The following is a 25,356-nucleotide window of genomic DNA, read 5'->3' on the forward strand; positions in this document are numbered from 1 at the left end:
CGCGGGATGTGAACGGTCACATCGGCGGATGTCACTCTACACACGCGCGGGATCGACCTGTCAAGCCGAGAGGGCCGACCCCCTCGAAGTGGGGCGTGCGCGTCCTCCGGGAGGGGCCGCTGCCCGCGCACACGTCAGTACGAGGGCGCCCCGGTGGACGCGCGGACCACGAGCTCCGGCGTGATCGTGCCGCGGTACCGCTCGCCCGTGCCGTCCATGCCGTCCAGCAGCAGCGCCACGCACCGGCGGCCCACCTCGGCGAAGTCCTGGCGCACGGTGGTGAGCGGCGGCCAGAAGTGCGCGGCCTCCGGGATGTCGTCGAAGCCGACGATGCTGACGTCGCGCGGCACGTCGAGCCCGGCGTCGCGGACCGCGTGGATGAGGCCGAGGGCCATCTGGTCGTTGCTGGAGAAGATCGCCGTGAAGTCGCGGAGGCGGAGCATCTCCCGGCCGGCGTAGAAGCCGAACTCGGCGGTCCAGTCGCCGAGGATGGGCGCCGTCGTGGGCACGTCGGCGGCCGACATCGCGTCGAGGAACCCGCGCATGCGGGCCTCCGCCTCGATCCAGTCCTGCGGGCCCGCCAGGTGGTAGATGTCGCGGTGCCCGAGGTCGAGGAGGTGCCGCGTGGCGAGCCGGGCACCCGCGATCTGGTCGACGGACAGGTCGTGCGCGTCCCCGCGGCCGTCGCTCTGCATGGTCACGTACGGCACGTCGAGCGACATGCTCGCGATCACCTCGCGCACACGCACCTGCGGCGCCACCACCACGAGCCCCTCGACGGCCTGCTCGACCAGGTGCCCCAGGGCGACCGTGATCGCGGCCTCGTCGGAGGACGCCAGGTTGGTGGTGGTGACGAGGTAGCCGGCCTCGCGCGCCGCGGCCTCGATGGCGGCGATGGAGGAGGCGGGGCCGTACTGCGAGCTCTGGGAGGTGAGCACCCCGATGGTGCGGGAGCGGCTCGTGACGAGCGCGCGCGCCGCGCGGTTGGGGCGGTACTGCACCTGCTCCATGACGTCGAGCACGCGCTGCCGGGTCTCGGCGCGGAGCGAGGGCGAGTCGTTGAGGACGCGGGACACGGTCTGGTGCGAGACCCCGGCGAGGCGCGCGACGTCGCGGATGCTCGGCGCCCTCCCCCGCGGCGTGTCCGTCATCGTCGACCCCGTCCTCGTGCGGGCCGCGGCCCGTCCGCGCCGTCCGGCGCAGGTGTCACATTGTCACATGTGACTGTCACACGGCCCAGGATCCCTGCACGGGGCACGCGCGGCTCCCGGCGTCGGACCACTGCGGCAGACTGGTCCCCCACGCACGACGAGAGGCACCACCTGTGACGATCACCGCCGCGGCAGACGGATCCGCGCTCGGCAACCCCGGCCCCGCCGGCTGGGCCTGGTACGTGGACGACGACCACTGGGGCGCGGGCGGCTGGCCGCACGCGACGAACAACCAGGGCGAGCTGAAGGCGGTCCTCGAGCTGTTCCGCGCGACGGCGCACCTCGACGACGACCTGCTCGTGCTCTGCGACAGCCAGTACGTCATCAACTCGGTCACCAAGTGGATGCCCGGCTGGAAGCGCAAGGGCTGGCGGAAGGGCGACGGCAAGCCGGTGCTCAACGTCGAGCTGCTCAAGGAGATCGACGCGGAGATCCAGGGCCGCCGCTACCGCTTCGAGTGGGTGAAGGGGCACGCGGACCACCCGCTCAACGAGGCCGCGGACGACCGCGCGCGCGCCGTGGCGACCGCGTTCCAGGGACGGCGCCCGATCCCCGAGGGACCGGGCTGGGCCGGGCACGCGGCCGACGCCCCGTCGCCGGTGCGGGAGGACGAGGAGCGCGCGGCCGTCGAGGCCGACGCCGGGCTCGCGGCCGATCCGGTCGTGGCGGAGGCGGAGGCCGTGGAGGCCGCGGCGCCCGCGCAGCCGGGCCTGTTCGACTTCGACGCCTTCGACGAGGAGGTCGCGCCGGAGCCCGGCGACACCACCCTCACGATCGCGCTCGACCGCGACGCCATGGCGCGCCTCAGCGCCCACGCGCGCGACCGCGGGGTCAGCGTCGACGAGGCCGTGCGGCTCCTGCTGCCCTGATCGGCGCGCGGCGGATCCGCGGGGCGGGCCCTCGCCGACCCGCCGCGCGGATTGCCTCTAGTGCTTGCCCTGCTTGAGGGCCTTCCCGAGGGCACGCTCGAGGTCCACGACCAGGTCCTCGACGGCCTCGATGCCGACGGACAGGCGCACCAGGTCGTCCGGCACCTCGAGCGGCGTGCCCTTGACCGACGCGTGCGTCATCTCGGACGGGTAGCTGATGAGCGACTCGACGCCGCCGAGCGACTCCGCGAGCTGGAACACGCGCGTCGACTCGACCACGCGGCGCGCGGCCTTCGCTCCCCCGCGCACCTGGAACGAGATCATGCCGCCGAAGCCCGTCATCTGCGCCTTCGCGATGTCGTGGCCCGGGTGCTCGGGGAGGCCCGGGTAGTGCACGGCCGTCACGTCGGGGTGGCTCTGCAGGAAGGCCGCGATCTCCTCGGCGTTGGAGGAGTGGCGCTCGACGCGCACGGCGAGCGTCTTGATGCCGCGGGTGGTGAGCCAGGCGTCCATGGGGCCCGAGACGGCGCCGATCGCGAACTGCAGGAAGCCGACCGCCTCCGCCATCGCGTCGTCGTTCAGGATCACGGCTCCGCCGAGCACGTCGGAGTGGCCGCCGAGGTACTTCGTGGTCGAGTGCACGACCACGTCGGCGCCGAGCGTGAGCGGCTGCTGCAGGTACGGCGAGGCGAAGGTGTTGTCGACGACGACGGTCGCCCCCGCGGCGTGGCCGAGGTCGGCGAGCGCGCGGATGTCGCTGATCTTCATGAGCGGGTTGCTGGGCGTCTCGACCCAGAGGACCTTCGCGGGTCCGGATCCGAGGACCCGCTCGACCGCGGCCAGGTCGCTCATGTCGACCGTCTCGACGACGATCCCCCAGTCGCCGAGCACGCGCGTGAGGAGGCGGTACGTGCCGCCGTACACGTCGTCGCTGAGGACGATGCGGTCGCCGGGGCGCGTGATCGCGCGCAGCAGCGTGTCCTCGGCCGCGAGGCCGGAGGCGAACGAGAACGCGTGGCGGCCCTGCTCGAGCGACGCCAGCAGCGCCTGCAGGCCCGTGCGGGTGGGGTTCGCGCTGCGCGCGTACTCGTAGCCGCCGCGCAGGCCGCCGACGCCGTCCTGCACGAAGGTGCTCGTGAGGTAGAGGGGCGGGATGACGGCGCCCGTGGTGGGGTCCGGGTCCTGGCCGGCGTGGATCGCGCGGGTGTCGAAGTCGTGCTTGTCGCTCACGGTTCTCGTCTCTGTGGTTCGGGAGGGGATGCGCGGGCCGGAGCCGGCCGGCGGATCAGTCGGTGAGGTAGGTCAGGAGGTCGTGCCGCGTGAGCACGCCCACGGGCTTGCCGCCGTCGCTCACCATGAGCGCGTCGGCGGATCCGAGCGCGCGCCACGCCTCGGGCACGGTCTCGTTGACGCCGATGAGCGCGAAGGCGGATCCCACGAAGGGCCCCACCTGGTCGGACAGCTGCGCGCGCCCGCTGAAGACGAGCTCGAGGAGGCTGCGCTCGTCGACCGCGCCCGCGACCTCGCCCATCACCACGGGCGGCTCGGCGGAGAGGACGGGGAGCTGCGACACGTCGTACTCGGTCATGATGCGGATCGCGTCGCGGATGGTGTCGCTCGGGTGCGCGTGCACGAGGTCGGGGAGGCTGCCGGTCTTGGCGCTCATCACGTCGGCGACCGTGCGCTGGCCGTTGACCCGCGCGAAGCCGTAGGACTGCATCCACTTCTCGTTGAAGATCTTGCCGAGGTAGCCGCGACCGCCGTCGGGCAGGAGGACCACCATCACGTCGTCGGGGCCGAGGTGCCTCGCGGCCTTGAGGGCGGAGACCACGGCCATGCCGCTGGATCCGCCGACGAGCAGGCCCTCCTCGCGGGCGAGCCGCAGGGTCATGTCGAACGACTCCTGGTCGCTCGAGGCGATGACCTCGTCGACCACGTCGGGGTCGTAGGCGGCCGGCCAGAAGTCCTCGCCGACGCCCTCGACGAGGTAGGGGCGCCCGGTGCCGCCGGAGTAGACGGAGCCCTCGGGGTCCGCGCCGATGATGCGCACGCGGCCCTCCGACACCTCCTTGAGGTACCGTCCGACGCCGCTGATGGTGCCGCCCGTGCCGACGCCCGCGACGAAGTGCGTGATCTCGCCCTCGGTGTCGCGCCAGATCTCGGGGCCCGTGGTCTCGTAGTGGCTGAGCGGCCCGTTGGGGTTGGAGTACTGGTCGGGCTTGAAGGCGCCGGGGATCTCGCGTGCCAGCCGGTCGCTCACCGAGTAGTAGGAGTCGGGGTGGTCGGGCGCGACGGAGGTCGGCGTGACCACGATCTCGGCGCCGTACGCCGTGAGGACGTTGCGCTTGTCCTCGCCGACCTTGTCGGGCAGCACGAACACGCAGCGGTAGCCGCGCTGCTGGGCGACGAGGGCGAGGCCGACGCCCGTGTTGCCGGAGGTGGGCTCGACGATGGTCCCGCCCGGCTGCAGCTTCCCGTCGCGCTCGGCGGCGTCGATGATCCGCGTCGCGATGCGGTCCTTGGCGCTGCCGCCCGGGTTCAGGTACTCGACCTTCACCAGCACGGTCGCCGAGATGCCCTCGACCACCCGGTTCAGCTTGACGAGCGGGGTGTTCCCGATGAGGTCGAGGATCGTGTCGGCGTACTTCACGTGAGGTGGCGCTCCCGGTATGAGGTGTGCGGTCCGGTGGGCCCCGCTCCGTCAGTCTAAGCGCGCCTCCGGCCCGCGTTACGGGGGCGGCGGGGCGGCCGCGGGCAGGGTCCGCCCAGCCCGACCGGGTACCCTGGGCGCACATTCCCCCAGCAGAGAAGGACCCTCCGTGGCGCGACGCGACGACACCACGCCCTCCGGCGACACGAGCGGACGGCCCGTCCCGCCGACCGCCAAGCAGGCCCAGAAGGACCTCACGGTCAAGCAGCAGCGCGAGGCCCGCCGCGCCGAGAAGGTGGCGGCGCTCAAGAAGCAGCAGGACCGCGCGCGCCGGAACCGCCTCATCGGGATCATCACGGCGGCCGTGGCCGCCGTCGCGGTCGTGGCCATCGTCATCGGGGTGGTCGTCTCGAGCGGCACGCCGAAGCAAGACCCGGACGACATCACGATCCAGGGTCTGCAGACGTGGGACTCGCTCCCCAGCACGCACGTGGAGGGGACGGTCGACTACGCCGCCAAGTACCAGGGCATGAGCCCGCCCGCGGGCGGCGAGCACAACGCCATGTGGCTGAACTGCGGCGTCTACGACCAGCCGCAGCCGAGCGAGAACGCGGTGCACGACCTGGAGCACGGCGCCGTGTGGATCACGTACGACGCCGACCAGGTCACGGGCGGCGACCTGTCGGACCTGCAGAAGTACGCGGAGTCGTTCGGCGGCTACGTCACCATGTCGCCCTACGAGGGCCTCGACACCCCCATCGCGCTCTCCGCGTGGGGCGCGCAGGTGAAGGTCGACTCGGTCGAGGACCAGCGCATCAAGGACTTCATGGCCAAGTACTGGAAGAGCCCGAACGCCCCCGAGGCCGGCGCCGCGTGCACCGGCGCGCTCGAGGGCGAGGGCCGGGTCGGCTGACCGTGACCGACCGCGGCTCCGGATCGACCGGCGCGGGCTCCTCCGGCCGGCCCGACGACGGCGTCGCGGTCGACCACGTCCCCGACGACGACATCCGCGAGGAGGAGCTCGAGGGCCTGGTCGCGCACGGCGAGGAGTCGCGCGCCCGCGGACGCCGGATCCGCATCGGCCTGGCCGCGGGCGTCGTCGCGATCGCGCTCGTGGTCGCCGGGCTCCTCGTGGGCCGCGTCACCGCGCCCGTCTCCGCCCTGACGCCCAGCACCAACAGCGCCGAGGCCGGCTTCTCCCGCGACATGCAGGTGCATCACGAGCAGGCCGTGCAGATGTCGCTCCTCATCATCGACCGCACAGACGATCCCGAGGTGAAGCTGATCGCGCAGGACATCGCGCAGGCCCAGTCGCAGCAGGCCGGCCAGATGTACGCGTTCCTCACCTCGTGGGGCCTCGACCAGGCGCCGTCGCAGGCGCGCATGACCTGGATGACGCTGCCCGCGCTCGACGGGGCGACGGATCACGCCTCCATGGACATGACCCCGGGCGCCCGGATGCCGGGCCTCGCATCACCGGCCGACCTCGAGGAGCTCAGCGGGCTCACGGGCGTCGACGCGGAGCGGAAGTACCTCACCCTGATGATCGCCCACCACCGCGGCGGCGTGGAGATGGCCCAGGCGCTCCTCGAGCGCTCGCGGAACCCCCTCGTCACCGACCTCGCCACCGGGATGGTCGCGGTGCAGGACAAGGAGATCCTCTACATGCAGCAGCTCCTCGACGCCCGGTCCTGACCCGGTCGCACCGACGACCCGCGGGGCCCGCCACGGCGCACGCGCTGGTCGCCGTCGGGCGTCCTGTGCACCAGCCGCGCGGGAGGCGTCCGGGCCGGGCCAGGATCCGTGTCGTGCCCGGTGCACGACGATCCCGTCACGACCTGAGAAGAGCCCATGTCCCGTCATGTCCCCCTCCCCCGCTCGCTGAGACTCGGCAGCCTCGCCCTCCTCGCCACCGGCGGACTCCTCCTCGGCTTCGGAGCGGTGCCCGCGTCCGCGTCCACGGACAGCGACGTCACCATCCAGACCCTCAAGCACTACGGGATCCCCTGGGCGCAGTCCGTCCTCCTCACCACCCCCGGCAACGCGAACCCGTGGTGCGTGTCCCTCAGCCGGGAGGGCGCGGGGAGCGGCATCGATCGCCAGCAGCACGTGTGGATGGAGGCCACGGTGAGGATGTCGCGGGGGATCCGCACCATCATGAGCTTCGACAGCCCCGACTGCCAGACGGGGACCGGTCTCGCGGGGACGCATGGGACGATCGACACCGTCCACTACGACAGGTGGACGGTCTACCCGAATCGTCCGCCCAAGCCGAACGACTGAGCCCGGGTCCGCCCCGTCATCAGGCCGCCTCGGTGCGCTGGTCGCTGTAGAGGCGCGCGTACTCGCCGCGGCGGGCGAGCAGCTCCGTATGGGTGCCCTGCTCGACGATGCGACCGGCGACGACCACGAAGATCACGTCGGCGTCGACCACCGTCGAGAGCCGGTGCGCGATCGCGATGGTCGTGCGCCCGCGGGACGCCGTGTCGAGCGCCTGCTGCACCACGCGCTCGGAGATGGCGTCGAGCGCGCTCGTGGCCTCGTCGAGGATCAGCACGGCCGGGTCCTTGAGGAGCACGCGCGCGATGGCGATGCGCTGCTTCTCGCCGCCGGAGAGCCGGTAGCCGCGCTCCCCCACGAGCGTGTCGTACCCGTCGGGGAACGACTCGATCGTCTGGTGGATGTTCGCGGCCCGCGCCGCCTGCTCGATCTGCTCCTGCGTGGCGTCCGGCCGCGCGTAGCGGAGGTTGTCGCCGATGGTCGCGTGGAAGAGGTAGGTCTCCTGGCTGACGATGCCGATGTTCTCCAGCAGCGACTCCTGCTCGAGGTCGCGCACGTCCTCACCGGCGAACAGCACGCGGCCGCCGGTCACGTCGTGGAAGCGCGGGATCAGGTAGGACACGGTCGTCTTCCCCGCGCCGGAGGGGCCCACGAAGGCCGCGAACTGGCCGGGCTGGATGTCGAAGGACATGCCGTCGAGCGTGGGCCGCTCGCCGGGCCGGGTGTCGGGGTAGGAGAAGCGCACGTCGTCGAACGCGACCCGGCCGAGCGCGGGACCCGCGGCGACGGGACGCGCGTCGTGCCGGTCGCGGATGGCCGGCTCCAGGTCGAGGTACTCGAAGATGCGGGCGAACAGGGCACCCGAGGTCTGCAGGTCGAGGGCCACGCGCATCAGCCCGATGAGCGGCCACATGAGGCGCGCCTGCACGGTCGTGAACGCGACGATGGTGCCCGCCGTGACCTCGACGCCGCCCGTGATGAGGAAGCCCGCGACCACGTAGACGATCGCCGGGATGATCGAGAGGAAGATCTGCACGAGCGCGAAGAACCACTGCCCGCTCATCTGCTGGCTCACCTGCAGCCGGATCTGCGTGCGGTTCTCGTCCTCGTAGCGCGCGGTCTCCGCGCCCTGCCGGTTGAAGCTCTTGGACAGCAGGATGCCCGAGACGGACAGCGTCTCCTGCGTGATGGCCGTCATGTCGGACAGCGACTCCTGCGTCTTCGACGCGATCCGCGCCCGCACCTGCCCCACGCGCCGCTGCGCGATGACGAGGACGGGCATGAGCACCACGGCCACGAGCGTCAGCTGCCAGTTGAGCACGAGCATCGCGACGAGGGCCGCGATCACGGTGACGGTGTTGCCGAGCACGCTCGAGACGGTGTTGGTGAGGACCGCCGCCACGCCGCCCACGTCGTTCTGCAACCGGGACTGGATGACGCCGGTCTTGGTGCGCGTGAAGAACCCGAGCTCCATGCTCTGCAGGTGCCGGAAGAGGTCGACCCGCATGGATCCCATGACCCGGTTGCCGACGGTCGCCGTGAGGTAGGTCTGCCAGACGCCGAGGCCGGCGCCCGCGACCCAGATGGCGATCATGACGGCGACGAGCTCGACGAGCACCGGGATGTCGGGGCCGCCCGTGGGCGGGAAGAGCCCGCGGTCGAAGGCCTGCTGCGTGAGCAGCGGCGGCACCACGGTGAGGCCCGCGCCGACGAGCACGAGCACGATGGTGAGGATCAGCGCCCGGCGGTGCGGCTGGAACAGCTCCGTGATCCGGCCCAGCAGGTTCTCGACGCGCGGCGCCTCCGCGTTGGCCTTGCGCTGGCTCTCGGCGTCGGCCGCGCTCACGCGTCCGCCGCGCCCGCCACCGCGCATCCCGCCGCCCGCGGCGATGTCGCCCATCCTCGTCATTCCGGCGATCCTACGCGCGTGGGGGATCCCTCCCGACCACGGCGGCGGCGTGCACGACGACGGCCCGGCCGCCCGCGCTGGCGGGAGACCGGGCCGGGGTCGTGAGGAGGCGGATCAGCCCTTCGTGGACCCCGCGAGGAGGCCGCGCACGAAGTAGCGCTGGAGGCTGAAGAACACGATGAGCGGCACGATGAGCGAGACGAAGGCCGCCGCCGTGAGCCGCTGCCAGTCCTGCCCGCGCGTCCCCGTGAGCTCCGCGAGGCGCTGCGTGAGCGGCGCGACGTCGGCCGTGCCGCCGGAGAAGATCAGCGCCACCAGCAGGTCGTTCCAGACCCACAGGAACTGGAAGATCGCGAACGACGCGATGGCCGGGAGCGCCAGCGGCAGCACGATGCGGAAGAAGACCTGGCCGTGGCTCGCGCCGTCGACCCGGGCCGCCTCGATGACCTCGCCCGGGATCTCCGAGATGAAGTTGTGCAGCAGGAAAATCGCGAGCGGCAGGGCGAAGATCGTGTGCGCCACCCACACCGGCAGATAGCCCTGCTCGGGGATGAGCGGGATGACGCCGTGGATCGCCTCCTGCAGCGGGCGCAGCGTGCGCGTGAACATCTGCAGCAGCGGGATGAGCGCCATCTGCAGCGGCACGATCTGCAGCGCGAAGATCAGCACGAACAGGAAGTTCGAGCCCTTGAACTTGATCCACGCGAACGCGTACGCGGCCATGGAGGCGATGACGAGCGGGAACAGGGTCGCGGGGATCGCGATGGCCAGCGAGTTGACGAAGTACGAGCCGAGCTGCGGCGACGACTGCGACGTCGACAGCAGCACCTCCTGGTAGTTGTCCAGGGTGAAGCCCGGATTCTGGAAGATCGTCCACCAGCCCGTGGTCTGGATGAGGCCGGCGGGGCGGAACGACGAGACGAACAGGCCGAAGGTCGGCAGCGTCCACAGCACCGCGATGATCAGCGCGGCGACCGTGGCGCGGCGCGAGGTGAGGCGGTTCTTGACGCGCCGGCTCTTCGCGCCGACCGATGCGGCCTGCTCGATGGCGCCGCGGCGGGTCCCGCGGTCGGCGACCGGCAGGTCGGGGGGTGCGACGCTCATCGGATCTCCTTCTGCTTGCTCATGACGCGGACGTTGTAGATGACGATCGGCAGCACCATGAGGAACAGCACGATCGCGAGCGCCGAGCCGCGGCCCTGCTCGCCGGCGCGGAACGCCTGCGTGTACATCTCGTTGGCGATGACGCTCGTCTCGAAGTTGCCGGCGGTCATGGTGCGGACGATGTCGAACACCTTGAGCGTCGCGATGGAGATGGTGGTGACCACCACGACGAGCGACCCGCGGATGCCGGGGAGCGTGACGTTGAGGAACCGCTCCCAGGCGTTCGTGCCGTCGAGCTGCGCCGCCTCGAGCTGCTCGGTGGGCACGCCCTTGATGCTCGCGGAGAGCACGACCATGGCGAAGCCGGTCTGGATCCAGATCATCACGATGATGAGCAGCGCCGTGTTGATGGGCGAGGTCTGCAGCCACTGCACGGGCTGCTGGCCCATCCAGACGAGGATCTGGTTGAGGAGGCCGATCTGCTCGTTGTCGCCCGACTTGTAGTCGTAGACGAAGCGCCAGATGATGCCGGCGCCGACGAACGAGATGGCCATCGGCATGAAGACGAGCGCCTTGAAGTACTTCTCGCCGCGCGACTTGTCGATGAAGACCGCGTACGCGAGGCCGATGGCCGTCGACAGCAGCGGGACGAAGATGACCCAGATGACCGTGTTGAGCAGCGTCCGGAGCGCGGACGGCTGGGTGAACATCCAGACGAAGTTGTCGAGGCCCGCCCATTCGCCGGTGTTGTCGCGGAACGCGAGCAGGGTCGTGCGGAACGCGGGGTAGATGAGGCCGACGGCGAGCAGGATCAGCGCGGGGAGCACGAAGGCCGCGAGCTGCACCCAGTCCTTGCCGCGCTTCGGCGCCTTGTCGATGAGGAAGAGGATCAGCCCGATCACCACGGCGAAGACGGCCAGCGCGGCCACCACCTGGAGGATCTTGCCGATCAGATCAGCGGTCGTCATGGACGTCTCGCCCTTCGGGTCGGGGGGATGTGGGAGCGGGGCCGCCGCGTGCGCGGCGGCCCCGCATGGCCCGGCACGGATGCCGGTGCCGGTGCCGACCCGGTCAGGGTCGGCGGTGGATCAGGACGTGGGCCAGCTCGACTCGATGGCGTCGACCGTCTTCTGGGTCGAGTCGCCGCTCAGCCAGCCGACGATCCCCTTCCAGAAGGAGTCGGTGCCGACCGCGCCGGGCATGAGGTCCGAGCCGTCGAAGCGGAACGTCGCGTCCGGGTCCTGAAGGATCTCGATGCTCTGCTTCAGGATGTCGCTCGACGCGTTCGCGGGGTCGAGCCCCTTGTTCGCGCTGATGACGCCGCCGAGGCTGACGCGGTTGTTCGCCCAGGTGTCGCTCGAGAGGTAGGAGAGCACCGCGGTGATCTCGTCGCTCGTCTGGAACGCGCCGACGAGCTCGCCGCCGCCGGTGACGGTCGTCGCGTCGCCCTCGTTCGTGGGCGGCAGGAGGAACGCGTAGACGTCGCCGTCGGGCGAGACCTTCGCGTCGGTGCCGTCGGCCTTCTTCCAGAAGCCCTCGTAGAAGGACGCCTGGTGGTGCAGCGAGCACTCGCCCTCGAGGATCGGGAGGCCGGCGTCGCCGAACTCCGTGGAGATGATCGACGAGACGTCACCCAGGCCGCCGTTGACGTAGTCCGGGTTCTTGATGATCTCGCCGACGCCGTCGAAGGCCGCCGCGATCGCGGGGTCGTTGAACGGGATCTCGTGCTTCACCCACTTGTCGTAGGTCTCCGCGCCGGCCTGGCGGATGACGAAGCTCTCGACCCAGTCGGTTCCCGGCCAGCCGGTGGCGTCGCCGGAGCCGATGCCGACGCACCACGGCTTGTGGTCGCCCTCGGCCGCGATCTTCGCGGTGAGGTCCATGAGCTCGGCGGTCGACTTCGGGACCTCGTAGCCCTTCTCCTCGAACTCGCTCGGGGAGTACCAGACGTAGCCCTTGACGCTCGCCATGAGCGGGGCGCCGTAGAAGGTGCCGTCGACGGTGCCGTAGCCCTTCCAGTCCGCGGACCAGCCCTTGTCGACGTTCTCCTCGACCGCGGCGGGGGCGGCCTGCAGGTAGCCCTTCGACGCGAGCACGTTGAAGAGGCCCGGCTGCGGGATGATGCCGATGTCGGGAGCCGAGTCGCCCTCCGCGAGGACCGCGATCTGCGCCTCGAACTCCTTGGTGCCCTGGTAGTTCACGGTGATGCCCGTGCAGGTCTCGAAGTCCTTCCAGGACTCGACGAGGCGGTCGGCCTCGTCGTCCTGGATCGTGCCGCCGATGCTGACCTCGGGGCTGCCCTCGAACTCGCCGTACGACGAGTAGGGCGAGCAGTCGGTGTCCGCGGCGTCCTCCGCCGCGATGTCGCCCGTGCAGCCCGTGAGCGCGAGGCCGGCGATGCCGACCGCTGCGAGGGGTGCCGCGAAGCGACGTCGGAATAGGGCGTGGCCCATGTGCGTCTCCTCTTCATCGAGTGGATGCGGGCTGCCCCGCCGTCCTGTGCGTGCGTCGGCGGGTGAGGCGCCGTCGCCTGACCGGTGTGCTCCCGTAGGGAACCGGTTCCAGGTCAATCTAGGGGAGCTCGGAGAGGACGGCAAGGCGGGTCAGGTAACGAAACGGTCTACCTTCCCGGCGATGTGCGTGCCTTTCGGGCGCGGATGGTCCATCATCGGACTCGGCCCCGCGCATCCCGGAACCTGGAACCGCTTCCAGTGCGCGCGTCCGGCGCGACGCGGCGCCGCGGGACCCGATGGAGGGAGCGCGATGAGCGCCATCGCCGACGTCGCCCGGCTCGCCGGCGTCTCGAAGGCCACCGCCTCCCGCGCCCTCAGCGGCCGGGGCTACGTCTCCCCCGCCACGCGCGCCCGGGTCGCCGAGGCCGCCGCCGAGATCGGGTACGTCGTCTCCTCGAACGCGTCGAGCCTCGTCACCGGCCAGTCCAAGAACGTGGGCGTGGTGCTGCCGTTCATCAACCGGTGGTTCTTCGCGGAGCTGCTGGAGGGCATCGAGGAGGCGCTCATCGAGGCCGACTACGACCTCACGCTCTACCGCCTCACCGCGGATCCCGAGCAGCGCCGCAAGGTCTTCGAGTACTTCCTCGTGCGGAAGCGCGTGGACGCCGTCATCGCGGTGAGCGTCGCCCTCACGCCCGCCGAGGTGGTGCGACTGCGCTCCCTCGACAAGCCGCTCGTCGGCATCGGCGGTCCGGTCGAGGGCATGAGCACGCTGAGCATCGACGACGAGGCCGCGGCCCGCCTCGCGACCGAGCACCTGCTGAGCCTCGGCCACGCGCGCGTCGTGCACCTCGGCGGCGACCTGCACGCCCAGATGGCGTTCTTCGTGCACGAGAAGCGGCTGGCGGGGTACCGCGCGGCCATGGACGCGGATCCTCGCGGGCTCGAGGCGCGCTTCGCCACGGCCGAGTTCACGATCGACGGGGGCTTCCGGTCCGCGATGGCGCTGCTCGCGGATCCGCGGACCCGGCCGACCGCCGTCTTCGCGGCCTCCGACGAGATCGCCATCGGGACGATCCTCGCGGCGCGCCAGCTCGGGATCGCCGTGCCGGCCGAGCTGTCCGTGGCGGGCATCGACGGGCACGCGCTCGCACCTTTGTTCGGGCTCACCACGGTGGAGCAGCACCCGCGGCTGCAGGGCCGGTCCGCCGTGGGGATGGTGCTCGAGGGGCTCGCGCCGGGCGGCGCGGCGGAGCGCACCGTGACCATGCCCGTCGACTTCGCGGCCCGCGCCAGCACCACTGCGCCCCCGGCCCCGCCGGCGCCCTGAGCGCGGGCGGGACGAGGGCGGGGGCCCGGGATCCGGGATCCGCTCGCGGGACGCGCGTCAGGCGTCGCCGGCCGTGACGGCCTGCGCCTCCTCGAGGGCGTCCACGGGCGCGGCGTCGACGCGGCGGAGCCAGCGGTGCCCGGCCACCACGATCACGAGGGCGACGAGCACGGACCCGGCCGCCGCGTAGTACGGCGCGGCGTCCGAGAACAGGCGCGCGAGCTCCGTCGCGGCGGGCGGGGCGACGGCGCCGCCGAGGAACCGGACGGACGAGTACGCGGAGGACGCGACGCTGCGCGGGTGGTCCGTCGCCTCCATCACGCACTCGGTGAGGACGGTGTTGAGGACGCCGAGCAGGAGACCGCCGACGATCACGCAGACCACCAGGCCGACGGAGGACCGGACCACGAGGCCCGCCGCCGCCAGGTCGGCCGCCAGCAGCGGGAGCACCAGGCGGAGGACGGAGGTGCGGGCCATCCGCCGGGTCAGGAGCGGCGCGACCAGCACGGACGTGATCGCGAGGCCCACGCCCCAGCCGAAGAAGGTGAGGCCGAGGCCGATGGCGTCGAAGCCGAGCGGGAACGGCGTGTAGGCGAGCAGCACGAAGAAGCCGATGTTGTAGAACAGCGCGGCCGCCGCGAGCACGGCGAGGGCCGGGGTGCGCAGCGCGCGGAGCGGGGCGGAGAGCCGCATGGGCGTGCGCGGACCGTCGTCCCGCCCGAGGAGGGCGGCGATCGCCAGGAAGCCGACCGCCATGAGCGTCGCGGTGCCGAAGAACGGGCCGCGCCAGCTCCAGCTGCCGAGGAGGCCGCCGAGGAGCGGACCGACCGCGATGCCGAGGCCGAGCGCCGCCTCGTAGAGCATGATCGCGGACGCCGTGCCGCCCGACGCGGATCCCACGATGGTGGCGAGCGCGGTCGAGATGAAGAGGGCGTTGCCGAGGCCCCAGCCCGCGCGGAAGCCGATGACCGACTCCACGTCCTGCGAGAGGCCGGCGGCGGCGGCGAACACGACGATGACGGCGAGGCCGATCAGCAGGGTGCGCTTGGCGCCGATGCGGCTGGAGATCCAGCTCGTGACGAGCATCGCGAGCCCGGTGACGAGCAGGTAGCTGGTGAAGAGGAGCTCGGCCTGGGTGGCGGTCGCGTCGAGGCTCTCCGCGATGGCGGGGAGGATCGGGTCGACGAGGCCGATGCCCATGAACGCGATGACGCACGCGAAGGCGACGGCGAAGACGGAGCGGGGCTGACGGACGACGTCGCGGAGCGACGCGTGCTGCGGGGTGGACACGGGTGCGGTGTCGCCTCCTGTGATCGGTGCGGATGGGTGGGACGGGGATGCGGCTCAGTCGCCGTCGACGCGGGCCATGACCAGCTCGACGGCGCGCGCCAGCACGGCCACGTCGTCGGCCGGCAGGTCGGCGAAGCGCGGCACGAGCGCGGTCGCGAGGCGGTCGCGCCAGTCGTCGAGCGCGGCACGGCCCGCGGGCGTGATCTCGAGCAGCGTCGCGCGGGCGTCGGACGGGTCCGTCACCTGCGCGATCCAGCCCTGGCCGACGAGCGAGCGCACGATCTTGGTGGTCGTGGGCTGCGCGACGCGGCTGCGCTCGGCGAGGGCGCCGAGGCGCATGCCGCCGGGCCAGGTGACGAGCACGGAGAGGGTCCGCCAGATGGCGGGCGAGCTCGTGCCGCCGACCTCGTGCGCGGCGAGGCGGGTGAGTCGGTGCCCAGCGGTGACGAGGTCGCCGAGGACGGCGCGGAGGTCGGGGTCGGGCGCGGTCATGCATCAATCATATAGCCGAGCTATGGATATGTCGAGCGGTCGTGGCGGCGCCTCCCCCCTGAGCTGGGGGTGCCCGCACGCGGGGCGGGAGCGGACATCGACGCGCGGGCGTCCTAGCGTTGCACCCACCGGCCGCGCGCGCCGGTCCGGTCGCTGGAGGTGCCATGGCCGACGCCCTGACCGTCGAGGCCCTGGAACGCGCCGTCGACGAGGCGCTGGAGCGCGGCGATGCGACCGCGGCGGCGCACGCGGTGGCCGACGCGTGGCCGCACCACGTCGACCTGCATCCGCACCGGATCCGCGCCCTGTACGACCGCGTCGACGCCGCGGCCTGGGAGCACGACGCCTGGATGGTCGCCGGCCTGGCCGCCACCTACCGCGGCACGTCCGAGATCGACCGGCGGGCCTCGCTCCCCTACCGCTCCGCCGTCGACCTCCTGCTCACCGCCGATCCGCCGCCCCCGCCCGTCGTCCGCGCCGGCGTGCTCGTGCACCGCGCCGCGGGCGACCGGCGCGTCGGCCGGCTCGCGGAGGCGCACGCGTCCCTCGCCGAGGCGCGCACGCTGCTCGACACCGAGCGCGGCCTCCCCCTCGGCGTCCGCATCTCCCTCCAGGCGGCGGTCGCGCTCCAGGAGGGCCTGGTGCTCACGCACCTCGGGGCGTTCACGGCCGCCCGGGACGAGCTCCGGACGGCCGAAGCGCTCTCGGCGCGGCACCTGGTCATGACCGACCGGCTCGAGTGCCGCGGCGCGCTCGCCTACGTCGCCTACTGCCTCGGTGAGGTCGAGGAGGCCCGCGAGCTCGTCGACCGGGCCAGGGAGCTGCTGTCGGCCGAGGGCGCCGCCCCCGAGCTCGCGCGGAGCGGGTTCCGGGCGCCGACCGAGATCGCGGCCACGCTCATCGCCGTCGACGGGACCCGCCGGGACCTCGCCCGGGCCCTCGTCGACGACCTGCGCCCCGCCTGCACGGGCACCGACTGGGAGCTGCTCGGCCTCTACGCGGAGGCGACCGTGGCGGCGATCCGCGGGCTCCGCCTGGACGCGCTCGACGACCTGCGTCGACTGCACAACCTCGGGACGGCGTGGCACGAGCACGGGCCCTTGCCGGTGATGCGCGACACCCTGCGCGCGTCCCTGCTCGCGCACCTCGGCCAGACGGCGGCGTCCTGGGACCTCGTCCGCACGCTCGCGCCGACCGAGCACCACTCCACGTGCCCGGCCATGGTCGCGGGGCGCCTGCGCGTGCTCGCGGACGACCACGCGGGCGCGCTCGCCGAGATGGCGGACTGCCTCGCGCTCGGCGACGCCCACTCGGGCCGCACCCTGGCGGACGTCCTCATCGTGGTGGCGGCCGCGCACAGCGGGCTCGGCGACCTGGCGAAGAGCGACCACGCGTACGACCGGGCCGCGCTCCACGCGACGTCGACCGGGATCCTCCGGCCGTTCGCGGTGTTCCCCGCCGCCGCGTCGTCGGCGCTCCTCGAGCGCGCGCTGCAGCGGGAGCAGCCTCCGGAGGTGCGCCGGATGCTCGAGGGCATGCGGGTCGACCGGGCGCCGGTCGGGGCCGTCGCGACGGTCCGCGTCGATCCCCTGAGCGAGCGCGAGCGGGTCATCGTGGCGTGCCTGGCGGACGGGCTCACCGTCGCGCAGATCGCCGGCCGGCTCTTCATCTCCCCGAACACCGTGAAGTCGCACGTGCGGAGCGTGTACCGGAAGCTCGACGCGTCGACCCGCGCGGAGGCGGTCGACCGCGCACGGGCGCTGGGCCACGACCTCCGGCCGGGCACCTCGGCCTGACGCCTCGCACCCCGGGGACGACGCAGGGCGCCGACCCCCGGGGGGATCGGCGCCCTGAGCGCTGTGCGGTGGTACGAGCTACTTGACGGTGACCGTCGCGCCCGCGGCCTCGAGCTGGGCCTTCGCCTTGTCGGCGGCCTCCTTGTTGGCGCCCTCCAGGACGGCCTTGGGGGCTCCGTCGACGAGGGCCTTCGCCTCACCGAGGCCGAGGCTGGTGAGGGCGCGCACCTCCTTGATGACCTGGATCTTCTTCTCGCCGGCGGCCTCGAGGATGACGTCGAACGCGGTCTTCTCCTCGACCTCCTCAGCGGGGGCAGCGGCGCCGGGGGCAGCGGCGGCGGCGACGGGCGCCGCGGCGGTGACCTCGAAGACCTCCTCGAACTTCTTGACGAAGTCGCTGAGCTCGATGAGCGTGAGCTCCTTGAAGGCCTCGATGAGCTCGTCGTTAGACAGCTTTGCCATGGTGTATCTCCTTGGGTTGGTGTGGTGTCTCTTGGGATCAGTGCATCGCGCCCCGGGGATGGGACCCGAGGGGTGCTACTGAGCCGATTCCTGCTTCTCGCGCAGCGCCTCGACGGTGCGTACGGCCTGCGAGAGCGGTGCGTTGAACAGGTACGCCGCGCCGAAGAGCGAGGCCTTGAAGGCGCCGGCGAGCTTGCCGAGCAGCACCTCCCGCGACTCGAGGTCGGCGAGCTTGTTCACCTCGTCCGCCGTCAGGGGGTTGCCGTCGAAGTAACCGCCCTTCACGACGAGAAGAGGGTTGGCCTTGGTGAAGGTGCGCAGCGCCTTCGCGACGGCGACGGTGTCGCCGTGCACGAACGCGATCGCGGACGGGCCGACGAGCTCGTCGTCGAACGACGAGATCCCCGCCTGGTTCGCCGCGATCTTGGTCAGCGTGTTCTTCACCACGGCGTAGGTCGCGTCTGCACTGATGCTCTTCCGCAGCTGCTTGAGCTGGGCAACGGTGAGACCGCGGTACTCGGTGAGCAGTACGGCGTTCGAGCTGCGGAACTTGTCCGCGAGCTCGGCGACCGAGGCTTCCTTGTTCGCCATGGCACTCCTTATCACGTGGTTCCTCATCGCCACGGAAGCGGCGAGAGGTGCTGGCAGCCCCCGGCTGCACACATGGAAAACGCTCCGGCACAGGAGGCCGGAGCGGGAGTGTCGCGCAGGCCCTCAGGGCATGCGCTGCATCGTGCTTCGATCACCTGCGCGGGCCTTCACCTGAGTGAACCTTCGTCCGGCGCATCCCCTCGCGGGAGCACGCCGACGACCAGCGGTCTGTGGCTCCGTCCAGAGTAGGGGGTCGGGGATCGCCCGCGCAAGTCGACGGCGCGGGCGATCCCCGAGCGGGCGCTAGAAGCCGACCACCGCGTGCGGCATGTAGTGCTCCTCGAGCCGGGACACCTCGTCGTCCGTGAGGGCCAGCTCGAGGGACGCCACGGCGTCCTCGATGTGCGCGACCTTCGTGCCGCCCACGATCGGCGCGGTCACGACGGGGTTCCGCGACACCCACGCCAGCGCCACCTGGGCACGCGGCACCCCGCGCGCCGCGGCGACCTCCGCCACCGCGGCGGCGACCCGGCGGTCCGACTCCTCCTGGGCGGCGTAGAGCGTCTTGCCGAACTCGTCCGTCTCGCTCCGGGCGGTCGACGCGTCCCATTCGCGCGTGAGCCGGCCGCGGGCGAGGGGGCTCCACGGCAGGGATCCCACGCCCTCGTCGGCGCAGAGGGGCAGCATCTCGCGCTCCTCCTCGCGGTTGACGAGGTTGTAGTGGTCCTGCATCGTGACGAACCGCGACCAGCCGTTCGCGCGCTGCAGGTGCAGCGCCTTCGAGAACTGCCAGGCGTGCATCGACGAGGCGCCGAGGTAGCGCACCTTGCCGGCGCGCACGAGGTCGTCGAGCGCCTCGAGGGTCTCCTCGAGCGGCGTCGCGGGGTCGAACCGGTGGATCTGGTACAGGTCCACGTAGTCGGTCCCGAGGCGACGCAGGCTCTCGTCGATCTGCCACATGATGTGCTTCCGCGACAGCCCGCGCGAGTTCGGCCCCTCCCCCATGGCGCCGTGCACCTTGGTGGCGATGACGACCTCCTCGCGCCGCGTGTGCGCCTGGAGGGCGCGCCCGGTAATCTCCTCGCTCGAGCCGTCCGAGTACACGTTGGCCGTGTCGAAGAAGGTGATCCCGAGCTCGACGGCTCGGCGGATGAGCGGGATCGAATCCTCCTCGGAGAGCGTCCACGCGTGGTTGCCGCGCGTCGGCTCGCCGTAGCTCATGCAGCCGAGGGCGATGGCCGAGACCTCCGTGCCCGTGCTGCCGAGGCGGACGTACCTCACGACGCCGCCGTCACGACGGGTGCCCGGCGACGGGGTCGTCGCCCGTGATGGCCGGCGCGTGGTCGCGCCACGTGTGCTCGGGCTCGTAGCCGAGGACACGCCGGGCCTTGTCGATGGAGAGCAGCGTCTCGTGCTCGCCCAGCTCCTTCGTCACCTCGACGCCGGGGAAGACCTCCGCCGCGAGCTCCGCGCTGGAGCGGCTCATGACGGTGTCCGCGTTCGCGACGATGAAGCGGTCGAAGCCCTTCGCGTCGTGCTCGAGCGCCTTGCGGACCGCCTGGGCGCCGTCGCGGCCGTCGATGTAGCCCCACAGGTTCCACTTGCGCGCGAGCGCGTCCGCGTCGTACCCCGGGAACTGCTCGTAGTCCTCGACGTCCATGACGTTCGAGAAGCGGAGCGCGGTGACCTGCAGCTCCGGATCCCAGCGGCACAGCTCGATCGCCATCTGCTCCTCGAGGTGCTTCACGAGCGAGTAGGTGCTGTTCGGCTGAGCCGGGTACTCCTCGTCGACGGGGATGTACGGCGGCGGCACGTCGAACGGCAGGCCGAGCACGGTCTCGCTCGACGCGTAGACGATCTTCGTGATGCCCGCCCGGCGCGCGGCCTGGAAGACGTTGAAGCTCGTGAGAATGTTGTTGTGGAACGTGGCCACGTCGCTCCGGATGGCGGGGGCCGGGATCGCGGCGAGGTGCACGACGGCGTCGAACCCGTCGTGCAGGTCCTGGACGCCGAACAGCGCGTCGACCACCTGGCCGTAGTCGGTGGTGTCCACGCGGACGAAGCCGGATCCGCGCTCCCCCACCTGGTCGATGTTGGTGACTTCGTGTCCGTGGGCGCGCAGGTCGGCGACGACGTGTCGGCCGAGCTTCCCCGAGCCTCCGGTGACGGCGGTTCTCATCAGCGAGCATCTCCTTCGTGGGGCGGTTCCGCCCCCGTCCATCCTGGCCCGCGCGCCGCGCGCGCGGCACCGGGACCCGGCGGATCGGCCGCCTCCGGACACGGCGACGGCCCGCCGCCCCCTCTCGGGGACGACGGGCCGTCGTGGTGGTGCCGGTGCTACTCGCTGGTGATGGCGAGGTCCGGGGTGGCCGGACCGGTGCCGATGCCGGCGCCGACCGTGAGCCCCTCGCGCTGCGTGGTGAGGAACGTGAACACGCCGTCCACGTAGTCCACGTGCACGTGGTCGCCCGCGTTGAGCTCGCCCTGCAGGATGCGCTCCGACAGGCGGTCCTCGATCTCGTGCTGCACGGCGCGGCGCAGCGGCCGGGCGCCGAGCGACGGGTCGAAGCCGACCTCGATGAGGCGCTCCTTCGCGGCGGTCTCGAGCGTGATGGTGAGGTCGCGGTCCATCATGCGGTCCGACAGGCGCTTCACGAACAGGTCCACGATCTGGAGCAGCTCGGGCTTCGACAGCTGCGGGAAGACGATGGTGTCGTCCACGCGGTTGAGGAACTCGGGCTTGAAGTTCTTCTTCAGCTCCTCGCTGACCTTGCCCTTCATGCGCTCATAGGAGTTCGCGGCGTTGTTCTCGACCTGGAACCCGACCGGGGCACCCGTGATGTCCTTGGTGCCGAGGTTGGTGGTCATGATGATGACCGTGTTCTTGAAGTCGACCACGCGGCCCTGGCCATCCGTCAGGCGTCCCTCCTCCAGGATCTGGAGGAGCGAGTTGAAGATGTCCGGGTGGGCCTTCTCGATCTCGTCGAAGAGCACCACGGAGAACGGCTTGCGGCGCACCTTCTCGGTGAGCTGGCCGCCCTCCTCGAAGCCGACGAATCCGGGAGGGGCGCCGAAGAGGCGGCTCACGGTGTGCTTCTCGCCGTACTCGCTCATGTCGAGCGAGATGAGGGCGTCCTCGTCGTCGAAGAGGAACTCCGCCAGGGCCTTCGCGAGCTCCGTCTTGCCGACGCCCGTGGGGCCGGCGAAGATGAACGATCCCGAGGGGCGGCGGGGGTCCTTGAGTCCGGCGCGCGTGCGGCGGATGGTCTTGGACAGGGCCGAGATGGCCTCCTCCTGGCCGATGACCCGCTGGTGCAGGGCCTTCTCCATGAAGACGAGCCGCGAGGACTCCTCCTCCGTGAGCTTGAACACGGGGATGCCGGTCGCCTGCGCCAGCACCTCGGCGATCAGGCCCTCGTCGACCTCGGCCGTGGTGCGGACGTCGCCCGAGCGCCACTGCTTCTCGAGGCGGAGTCGCTCGCCGAGGAGGTTCTTCTCCTCGTCGCGCAGGCTCGCGGCCTTCTCGAAGTCCTGGTCCTCGATCGCCGTCTCCTTGGCCACGCGGACCACGGAGATGCGCTCGTCGAACTCGCGGAGCTCCGGCGGGGCCGACAGGATCGACAGGCGCAGGCGGGCGCCGGCCTCGTCGATCAGGTCGATGGCCTTGTCCGGCAGGAAGCGGTCCGCGATGTAGCGGTCGGCGAGGTTCGCCGCCGAGACGATGGCACCGTCGGTGATGGACACCTTGTGGAACGCCTCGTACTTGTCGCGCAGGCCCTTGAGGATGTTGATCGTGTGGGGCAGCGAGGGCTCGTGCACCTGGATCGGCTGGAAGCGGCGCTCGAGGGCCGCGTCCTTCTCGAAGTGCTTGCGGTACTCGTCGAGCGTCGTGGCGCCGATGGTCTGCAGCTCGCCGCGCGCGAGGAGCGGCTTGAGGATGCTGGCCGCGTCGATCGCGCCCTCGGCAGCACCCGCGCCGACGAGGGTGTGGATCTCGTCGATGAAGGTGATGATGTCGCCGCGGGTGCGGATCTCCTTGGTGACCTTCTTGAGGCGCTCCTCGAAGTCGCCGCGGTAGCGGGACCCGGCGATGAGCGAGCCGAGGTCGAGCGTGTAGAGCTGCTTGTCCTTCAGCGTCTCCGGGACGTCGCCCTTGACGATGGCCTGCGCCAGGCCCTCGACGACGGCGGTCTTGCCGACGCCGGGCTCGCCGATGAGGACGGGGTTGTTCTTCGAGCGGCGCGACAGGATCTGCATCACGCGCTCGATCTCCTTCTCGCGCCCGATGACGGGGTCGAGCTTGCCGTCGCGCGCCGCCTGCGTGAGGTTGCGCCCGAACTGGTCGAGGACCGTGGAGCCGGCCTGCTGGCTCTGCTGCTGCTCGCCGCCGACGGCGACGGCCTCCTTGCCCTGGTAACCGGACAGGAGCTGGATGACCTGCTGGCGCACGCGGTTGAGGTCGGCGCCGAGCTTCACGAGCACCTGGGCGGCGACGCCCTCGCCCTCGCGGATCAGGCCGAGCAGGATGTGCTCGGTGCCGATGTAGTTGTGGCCGAGCTGGAGAGCCTCGCGGAGCGACAGCTCCAGGACCTTCTTGGCGCGCGGCGTGAACGGGATGTGACCCGTGGGCTGCTGCTGGCCCTGGCCGATGATGTCCTGGACCTGTTCGCGTACGGCATCGAGGGAGATGCCGAGCGACTCCAGGGCCTTGGCGGCCACGCCTTCACCCTCGTGGATGAGGCCGAGCAGGATGTGCTCGGTCCCGATGTAGTTGTGGTTGAGCATCTTGGCCTCTTCTTGGGCCAGGACGACGACGCGACGAGCGCGGTCGGTGAATCTCTCGAACATCTGTTTCTCCCTGGGCACCGGGGCAGGGGGCCGGTGCCGATATGTAGAGAGTAACGACGGGTCCGACGAGTGCATGCCCCTGTTCGCCGTGGGCGTGACGCGATGCGGGAGGCGGCGGATGCGGCCCGTGACGGACGCCCGATCGCGGGGCCGGTGGGGCTACCGGTCGGCGTCGGCGGCGGGCATGCCCATGCGGGCGCGCTCCTTCGCCTCGATGGCGGCGTAGGCCTCGCGCTCCTGCTTGTCCGCCTGGATGACCGCCCGCATGATGATCCAGAAGATCAGACCCACGCCGAGGGTGGGGAGGAGCGACCAGATCGCGCTCACCCAGAAAGCATCCATGCGAGAAGGATACGCCGCGCTCTACGTGAGGATGCCGACGAGGCCCTGCACGATGAAGGCGACGGCGATGCCGCCCACGATGATCCACAGCGCGTAGCGCGCGGTGGTGGGCTTCTTGGGGTCGGTGCCGTTCGGGCCGAGGGGCATGCGGTGCCTACTTCACTAGGGGGAACAGGATGGTCTCGCGGATGCCGAGGCCGGTGATGGCCATGAGGAGCCGGTCGACCCCCATGCCCATGCCGCCCGACGGCGGCATGCCGTGCTCGAGCGCGCGGAGGAACTCCTCGTCGAGCGGCATGGCCTCGTCGTCGCCGCGCGCCGACTGGCGGGCCTGGTCGACGAAGCGCTCGCGCTGCACGACAGGATCCACGAGCTCGGAGTAGCCGGTGGCCAGCTCGAAGCCGCGGATGTAGAGGTCCCACTTCTCGACGACGCCCTCGATGGAGCGGTGCGCGCGCGTGAGCGGCGACGTCTCCACGGGGAAGTCGAGGACGAAGGTGGGGCGCTCGAGGCCGCCCTTCACGAAGTGCTCCCAGAGCTCCTCGACGAGCTTGCCGTGCGTGCTGAGCGGCACGACGACGCCCTCGCGGTCGGCGATCGCCTGGAGCTCGTCGACGGTCGTCGCGGGGGTGACCTCGACGCCGGCCGCCTCGCTGAGGGAGCCGTACATCGAGATGCGGTCCCACTCGCCGCCGAGGTCGTACTCCGTGCCGTCGGCCCACGTGACCACGTGGCTGCCGGCGACCGCCATCGCCGCGTCCTGCACGAGGGTCTGCGTGAGCTCGGCGATGGAGGTGTAGTCGCCGTACGCCTCGTACGCCTCGAGCATCGCGAACTCGGGGCTGTGCGTGCTGTCGGCGCCCTCGTTGCGGAAGTTGCGGTTGATCTCGAAGACGCGGTCGATGCCGCCGACGACCGCGCGCTTGAGGTACAGCTCGGGCGCGATGCGGAGGTACATCTCGGTGTCGAAGGCGTTGGAGTGCGTGACGAAGGGGCGCGCGGAGGCACCGCCGTGCATCACCTGCAGCATGGGCGTCTCCACCTCGACGTAGCCGCGCTGGCGGAACGTCTCGCGCATGGAGGCGTTGACCTTCGCGCGGTCGAGGACGTTCTTGCGGGCCTGGTCGCGGACGATGAGGTCGAGGTAGCGGCTGCGGACCCGGGTCTCGTCGGAGAGCTCCGAGTGCAGGTTCGGCAGGGGCAGCAGCGCCTTCGACGCGATGCGCCACTCGGCGGCCATGACCGACAGCTCGCCCTTGCGGCTCGCGATGACGCGGCCCGCGACGAAGACGTGGTCGCCCAGGTCGACGAGCTCCTTCCAGGCCGCGAGCGCGTCCTCGCCGACCTCGGCGAGCGAGATCATGGCCTGGATGCGCGTGCCGTCGCCCGCCTGGAGCGTGGCGAAGCAGAGCTTGCCGGTGTTGCGGAAGTGGACGACGCGGCCGGCGATGCCCACCACGTGGTCGGTCTCCACGCCGGGCTCGAGGTGGCCGAACTCCGCGCGGACCGCCGGGATCGTCGTCGTGACGGGCACGTGCACGGGGTACGCGCCGTCGCCGGGGCCGCCCTGGGCCTCGAGGCGGGCGCGCTTGGCGAGGCGCACGGCCTTCTGCTCGGCGATGTCCTCGACGGACTCCTCCACGGCGGCGGGCGTCGGGGTGGTCGCGGGCGTTGACGGGCTGTCGGTCATGTGCGGGCGGATCCTCGCGGGTCGAAGGGGCGTGCGGCC

23 protein-coding genes are annotated in these 25,356 nt (G+C 71.5%); 6 read left to right on the forward strand and 17 right to left on the reverse strand.

Annotation, left to right across the window (positions count from 1 at the left end; genetic code table 11):
• Positions 1–134: 134 nt before the first annotated feature.
• Positions 135–1,151, reverse strand: coding sequence for a LacI family DNA-binding transcriptional regulator (locus tag QFZ62_RS06295; protein WP_307503134.1), 1,017 nt, complete (start codon positions 1,149–1,151; stop codon positions 135–137).
• Positions 1,152–1,324: 173 nt separating this feature from the next.
• Between QFZ62_RS06295 and QFZ62_RS06300 the strand changes: the two genes are divergently transcribed.
• Positions 1,325–2,080 carry an RNase H family protein gene (locus QFZ62_RS06300; protein WP_307503137.1) on the forward strand — a complete coding sequence of 252 codons (756 nt, stop codon included), beginning with the start codon at positions 1,325–1,327 and terminating at the stop codon, positions 2,078–2,080.
• Positions 2,081–2,137: 57 nt separating this feature from the next.
• Here the strand turns inward: QFZ62_RS06300 and QFZ62_RS06305 are convergent, their stop codons facing one another.
• Both QFZ62_RS06305 and QFZ62_RS06310 read right to left on the reverse strand, forming a co-directional pair.
• Positions 2,138–3,310 (reverse strand): cystathionine gamma-synthase, encoded by a 1,173-nt coding sequence (locus QFZ62_RS06305; protein WP_307503139.1) that lies wholly within the window; start codon positions 3,308–3,310, stop codon positions 2,138–2,140.
• Between the two features lie 55 nt (positions 3,311–3,365).
• Positions 3,366–4,730 carry a cystathionine beta-synthase gene (locus QFZ62_RS06310; protein WP_307503142.1) on the reverse strand — a complete coding sequence of 455 codons (1,365 nt, stop codon included), beginning with the start codon at positions 4,728–4,730 and terminating at the stop codon, positions 3,366–3,368.
• Between the two features lie 169 nt (positions 4,731–4,899).
• Between QFZ62_RS06310 and QFZ62_RS06315 the strand changes: the two genes are divergently transcribed.
• The 3 genes from QFZ62_RS06315 (at position 4,900) to QFZ62_RS06325 (ending at position 7,013) form a co-directional block, all read left to right on the forward strand.
• On the forward strand, positions 4,900–5,643 hold the full coding sequence (locus tag QFZ62_RS06315; RefSeq protein WP_307503145.1) for a DUF3105 domain-containing protein: 744 nt from the start codon (positions 4,900–4,902) through the stop codon (positions 5,641–5,643).
• Between the two features lie 2 nt (positions 5,644–5,645).
• Entirely contained in the window at positions 5,646–6,425 is a 780-nt protein-coding gene (locus QFZ62_RS06320; protein ID WP_307503148.1) for a DUF305 domain-containing protein, read from the forward strand.
• Positions 6,426–6,581: 156 nt separating this feature from the next.
• Positions 6,582–7,013, forward strand: coding sequence for a hypothetical protein (locus QFZ62_RS06325; protein ID WP_307503150.1), 432 nt, complete (start codon positions 6,582–6,584; stop codon positions 7,011–7,013).
• A gap of 19 nt (positions 7,014–7,032) precedes the next feature.
• Here the strand turns inward: QFZ62_RS06325 and QFZ62_RS06330 are convergent, their stop codons facing one another.
• The 4 genes from QFZ62_RS06330 to QFZ62_RS06345 form a co-directional block, all read right to left on the reverse strand.
• A complete protein-coding gene (locus QFZ62_RS06330; protein WP_307507707.1) occupies positions 7,033–8,910 on the reverse strand; it encodes an ABC transporter ATP-binding protein in 1,878 nt (625 codons plus the stop codon).
• A 123-nt stretch (positions 8,911–9,033) separates the two neighbouring features.
• Positions 9,034–10,023: a carbohydrate ABC transporter permease gene (locus tag QFZ62_RS06335; protein ID WP_307503153.1), complete on the reverse strand. Its 990-nt coding sequence runs from the start codon at positions 10,021–10,023 to the stop codon at positions 9,034–9,036.
• On the reverse strand, positions 10,020–10,991 hold the full coding sequence (locus tag QFZ62_RS06340; protein ID WP_307503156.1) for a carbohydrate ABC transporter permease: 972 nt from the start codon (positions 10,989–10,991) through the stop codon (positions 10,020–10,022). Before QFZ62_RS06340 ends, QFZ62_RS06335 begins: the two co-directional genes overlap by 4 nt.
• A gap of 120 nt (positions 10,992–11,111) precedes the next feature.
• Entirely contained in the window at positions 11,112–12,476 is a 1,365-nt protein-coding gene (locus tag QFZ62_RS06345) for an ABC transporter substrate-binding protein (protein WP_307503159.1), read from the reverse strand.
• Positions 12,477–12,786: 310 nt separating this feature from the next.
• Between QFZ62_RS06345 and QFZ62_RS06350 the strand changes: the two genes are divergently transcribed.
• On the forward strand, positions 12,787–13,806 hold the full coding sequence (locus QFZ62_RS06350; RefSeq protein ID WP_307503162.1) for a LacI family DNA-binding transcriptional regulator: 1,020 nt from the start codon (positions 12,787–12,789) through the stop codon (positions 13,804–13,806).
• Positions 13,807–13,863: 57 nt separating this feature from the next.
• Here QFZ62_RS06350 and QFZ62_RS06355 read toward each other — a convergent pair whose 3' ends face one another.
• Together QFZ62_RS06355 and QFZ62_RS06360 are read right to left on the reverse strand one after the other, a co-directional pair.
• Positions 13,864–15,096: an MFS transporter gene (locus tag QFZ62_RS06355; RefSeq protein WP_307503164.1), complete on the reverse strand. Its 1,233-nt coding sequence runs from the start codon at positions 15,094–15,096 to the stop codon at positions 13,864–13,866.
• Positions 15,097–15,150: 54 nt separating this feature from the next.
• Entirely contained in the window at positions 15,151–15,588 is a 438-nt protein-coding gene (locus tag QFZ62_RS06360; RefSeq protein WP_307503167.1) for a MarR family winged helix-turn-helix transcriptional regulator, read from the reverse strand.
• A 164-nt stretch (positions 15,589–15,752) separates the two neighbouring features.
• Between QFZ62_RS06360 and QFZ62_RS06365 the strand changes: the two genes are divergently transcribed.
• Entirely contained in the window at positions 15,753–17,384 is a 1,632-nt protein-coding gene (locus QFZ62_RS06365; RefSeq protein WP_307503168.1) for a LuxR C-terminal-related transcriptional regulator, read from the forward strand.
• A 78-nt stretch (positions 17,385–17,462) separates the two neighbouring features.
• On the opposite strand, the gene rplL is transcribed toward QFZ62_RS06365, so the two are convergent.
• From rplL to lysS, 8 genes are all read right to left on the reverse strand, one after another.
• Complete coding sequence (gene rplL / locus QFZ62_RS06370; protein WP_307503170.1) at positions 17,463–17,846, reverse strand: 50S ribosomal protein L7/L12; 384 nt, start codon at positions 17,844–17,846, stop codon at positions 17,463–17,465.
• Positions 17,847–17,921: 75 nt separating this feature from the next.
• Positions 17,922–18,437, reverse strand: a complete 516-nt coding sequence (gene rplJ / locus QFZ62_RS06375) for a 50S ribosomal protein L10 (protein WP_087196496.1) — start codon at positions 18,435–18,437, stop codon at positions 17,922–17,924.
• Positions 18,438–18,740: 303 nt separating this feature from the next.
• Positions 18,741–19,718, reverse strand: coding sequence for an aldo/keto reductase (locus QFZ62_RS06380; RefSeq protein ID WP_307503173.1), 978 nt, complete (start codon positions 19,716–19,718; stop codon positions 18,741–18,743).
• A gap of 10 nt (positions 19,719–19,728) precedes the next feature.
• Positions 19,729–20,616 carry an NAD(P)-dependent oxidoreductase gene (locus tag QFZ62_RS06385; RefSeq protein ID WP_307503176.1) on the reverse strand — a complete coding sequence of 296 codons (888 nt, stop codon included), beginning with the start codon at positions 20,614–20,616 and terminating at the stop codon, positions 19,729–19,731.
• A gap of 158 nt (positions 20,617–20,774) precedes the next feature.
• Entirely contained in the window at positions 20,775–23,285 is a 2,511-nt protein-coding gene (locus QFZ62_RS06390) for an ATP-dependent Clp protease ATP-binding subunit (protein ID WP_307503178.1), read from the reverse strand.
• A 159-nt stretch (positions 23,286–23,444) separates the two neighbouring features.
• Entirely contained in the window at positions 23,445–23,627 is a 183-nt protein-coding gene (locus tag QFZ62_RS06395) for a hypothetical protein (protein ID WP_307503180.1), read from the reverse strand.
• A gap of 21 nt (positions 23,628–23,648) precedes the next feature.
• Positions 23,649–23,774, reverse strand: coding sequence for a hypothetical protein (locus tag QFZ62_RS06400; RefSeq protein ID WP_268904803.1), 126 nt, complete (start codon positions 23,772–23,774; stop codon positions 23,649–23,651).
• A gap of 7 nt (positions 23,775–23,781) precedes the next feature.
• A complete protein-coding gene (lysS, locus tag QFZ62_RS06405; RefSeq protein ID WP_307503184.1) occupies positions 23,782–25,317 on the reverse strand; it encodes a lysine--tRNA ligase in 1,536 nt (511 codons plus the stop codon).
• Positions 25,318–25,356: the final 39 nt, after the last annotated feature.

This window comes from Clavibacter sp. B3I6, from assembly GCF_030816895.1.
In the GTDB taxonomy this organism is placed as follows: Bacteria; Actinomycetota; Actinomycetes; order Actinomycetales; family Microbacteriaceae; genus Clavibacter.

Excerpts from the sequence above, each read along its gene's own strand:
- QFZ62_RS06400 (WP_268904803.1), bottom strand. The coding sequence starts at position 23,774 with ATGCCCCTCGGCCCGAACGGCACCGACCCCAAGAAGCCCACCACCGCG.
- QFZ62_RS06385 (WP_307503176.1), bottom strand. The coding sequence starts at position 20,616 with ATGAGAACCGCCGTCACCGGAGGCTCGGGGAAGCTCGGCCGACACGTC.
- lysS (WP_307503184.1), bottom strand. The coding sequence starts at position 25,317 with ATGACCGACAGCCCGTCAACGCCCGCGACCACCCCGACGCCCGCCGCC.
- QFZ62_RS06295 (WP_307503134.1), bottom strand. The coding sequence starts at position 1,151 with ATGACGGACACGCCGCGGGGGAGGGCGCCGAGCATCCGCGACGTCGCG.
- QFZ62_RS06350 (WP_307503162.1), top strand. The coding sequence starts at position 12,787 with ATGAGCGCCATCGCCGACGTCGCCCGGCTCGCCGGCGTCTCGAAGGCC.
- rplL (WP_307503170.1), bottom strand. The coding sequence starts at position 17,846 with ATGGCAAAGCTGTCTAACGACGAGCTCATCGAGGCCTTCAAGGAGCTC.
- QFZ62_RS06335 (WP_307503153.1), bottom strand. The coding sequence starts at position 10,023 with ATGAGCGTCGCACCCCCCGACCTGCCGGTCGCCGACCGCGGGACCCGC.
- QFZ62_RS06325 (WP_307503150.1), top strand. The coding sequence starts at position 6,582 with ATGTCCCGTCATGTCCCCCTCCCCCGCTCGCTGAGACTCGGCAGCCTC.
- QFZ62_RS06390 (WP_307503178.1), bottom strand. The coding sequence starts at position 23,285 with ATGTTCGAGAGATTCACCGACCGCGCTCGTCGCGTCGTCGTCCTGGCC.
- QFZ62_RS06330 (WP_307507707.1), bottom strand. The coding sequence starts at position 8,910 with ATGGGCGACATCGCCGCGGGCGGCGGGATGCGCGGTGGCGGGCGCGGC.
- rplJ (WP_087196496.1), bottom strand. The coding sequence starts at position 18,437 with ATGGCGAACAAGGAAGCCTCGGTCGCCGAGCTCGCGGACAAGTTCCGC.
- QFZ62_RS06340 (WP_307503156.1), bottom strand. The coding sequence starts at position 10,991 with ATGACGACCGCTGATCTGATCGGCAAGATCCTCCAGGTGGTGGCCGCG.
- QFZ62_RS06345 (WP_307503159.1), bottom strand. The coding sequence starts at position 12,476 with ATGGGCCACGCCCTATTCCGACGTCGCTTCGCGGCACCCCTCGCAGCG.
- QFZ62_RS06360 (WP_307503167.1), bottom strand. The coding sequence starts at position 15,588 with ATGACCGCGCCCGACCCCGACCTCCGCGCCGTCCTCGGCGACCTCGTC.
- QFZ62_RS06395 (WP_307503180.1), bottom strand. The coding sequence starts at position 23,627 with ATGGATGCTTTCTGGGTGAGCGCGATCTGGTCGCTCCTCCCCACCCTC.
- QFZ62_RS06365 (WP_307503168.1), top strand. The coding sequence starts at position 15,753 with ATGGCCGACGCCCTGACCGTCGAGGCCCTGGAACGCGCCGTCGACGAG.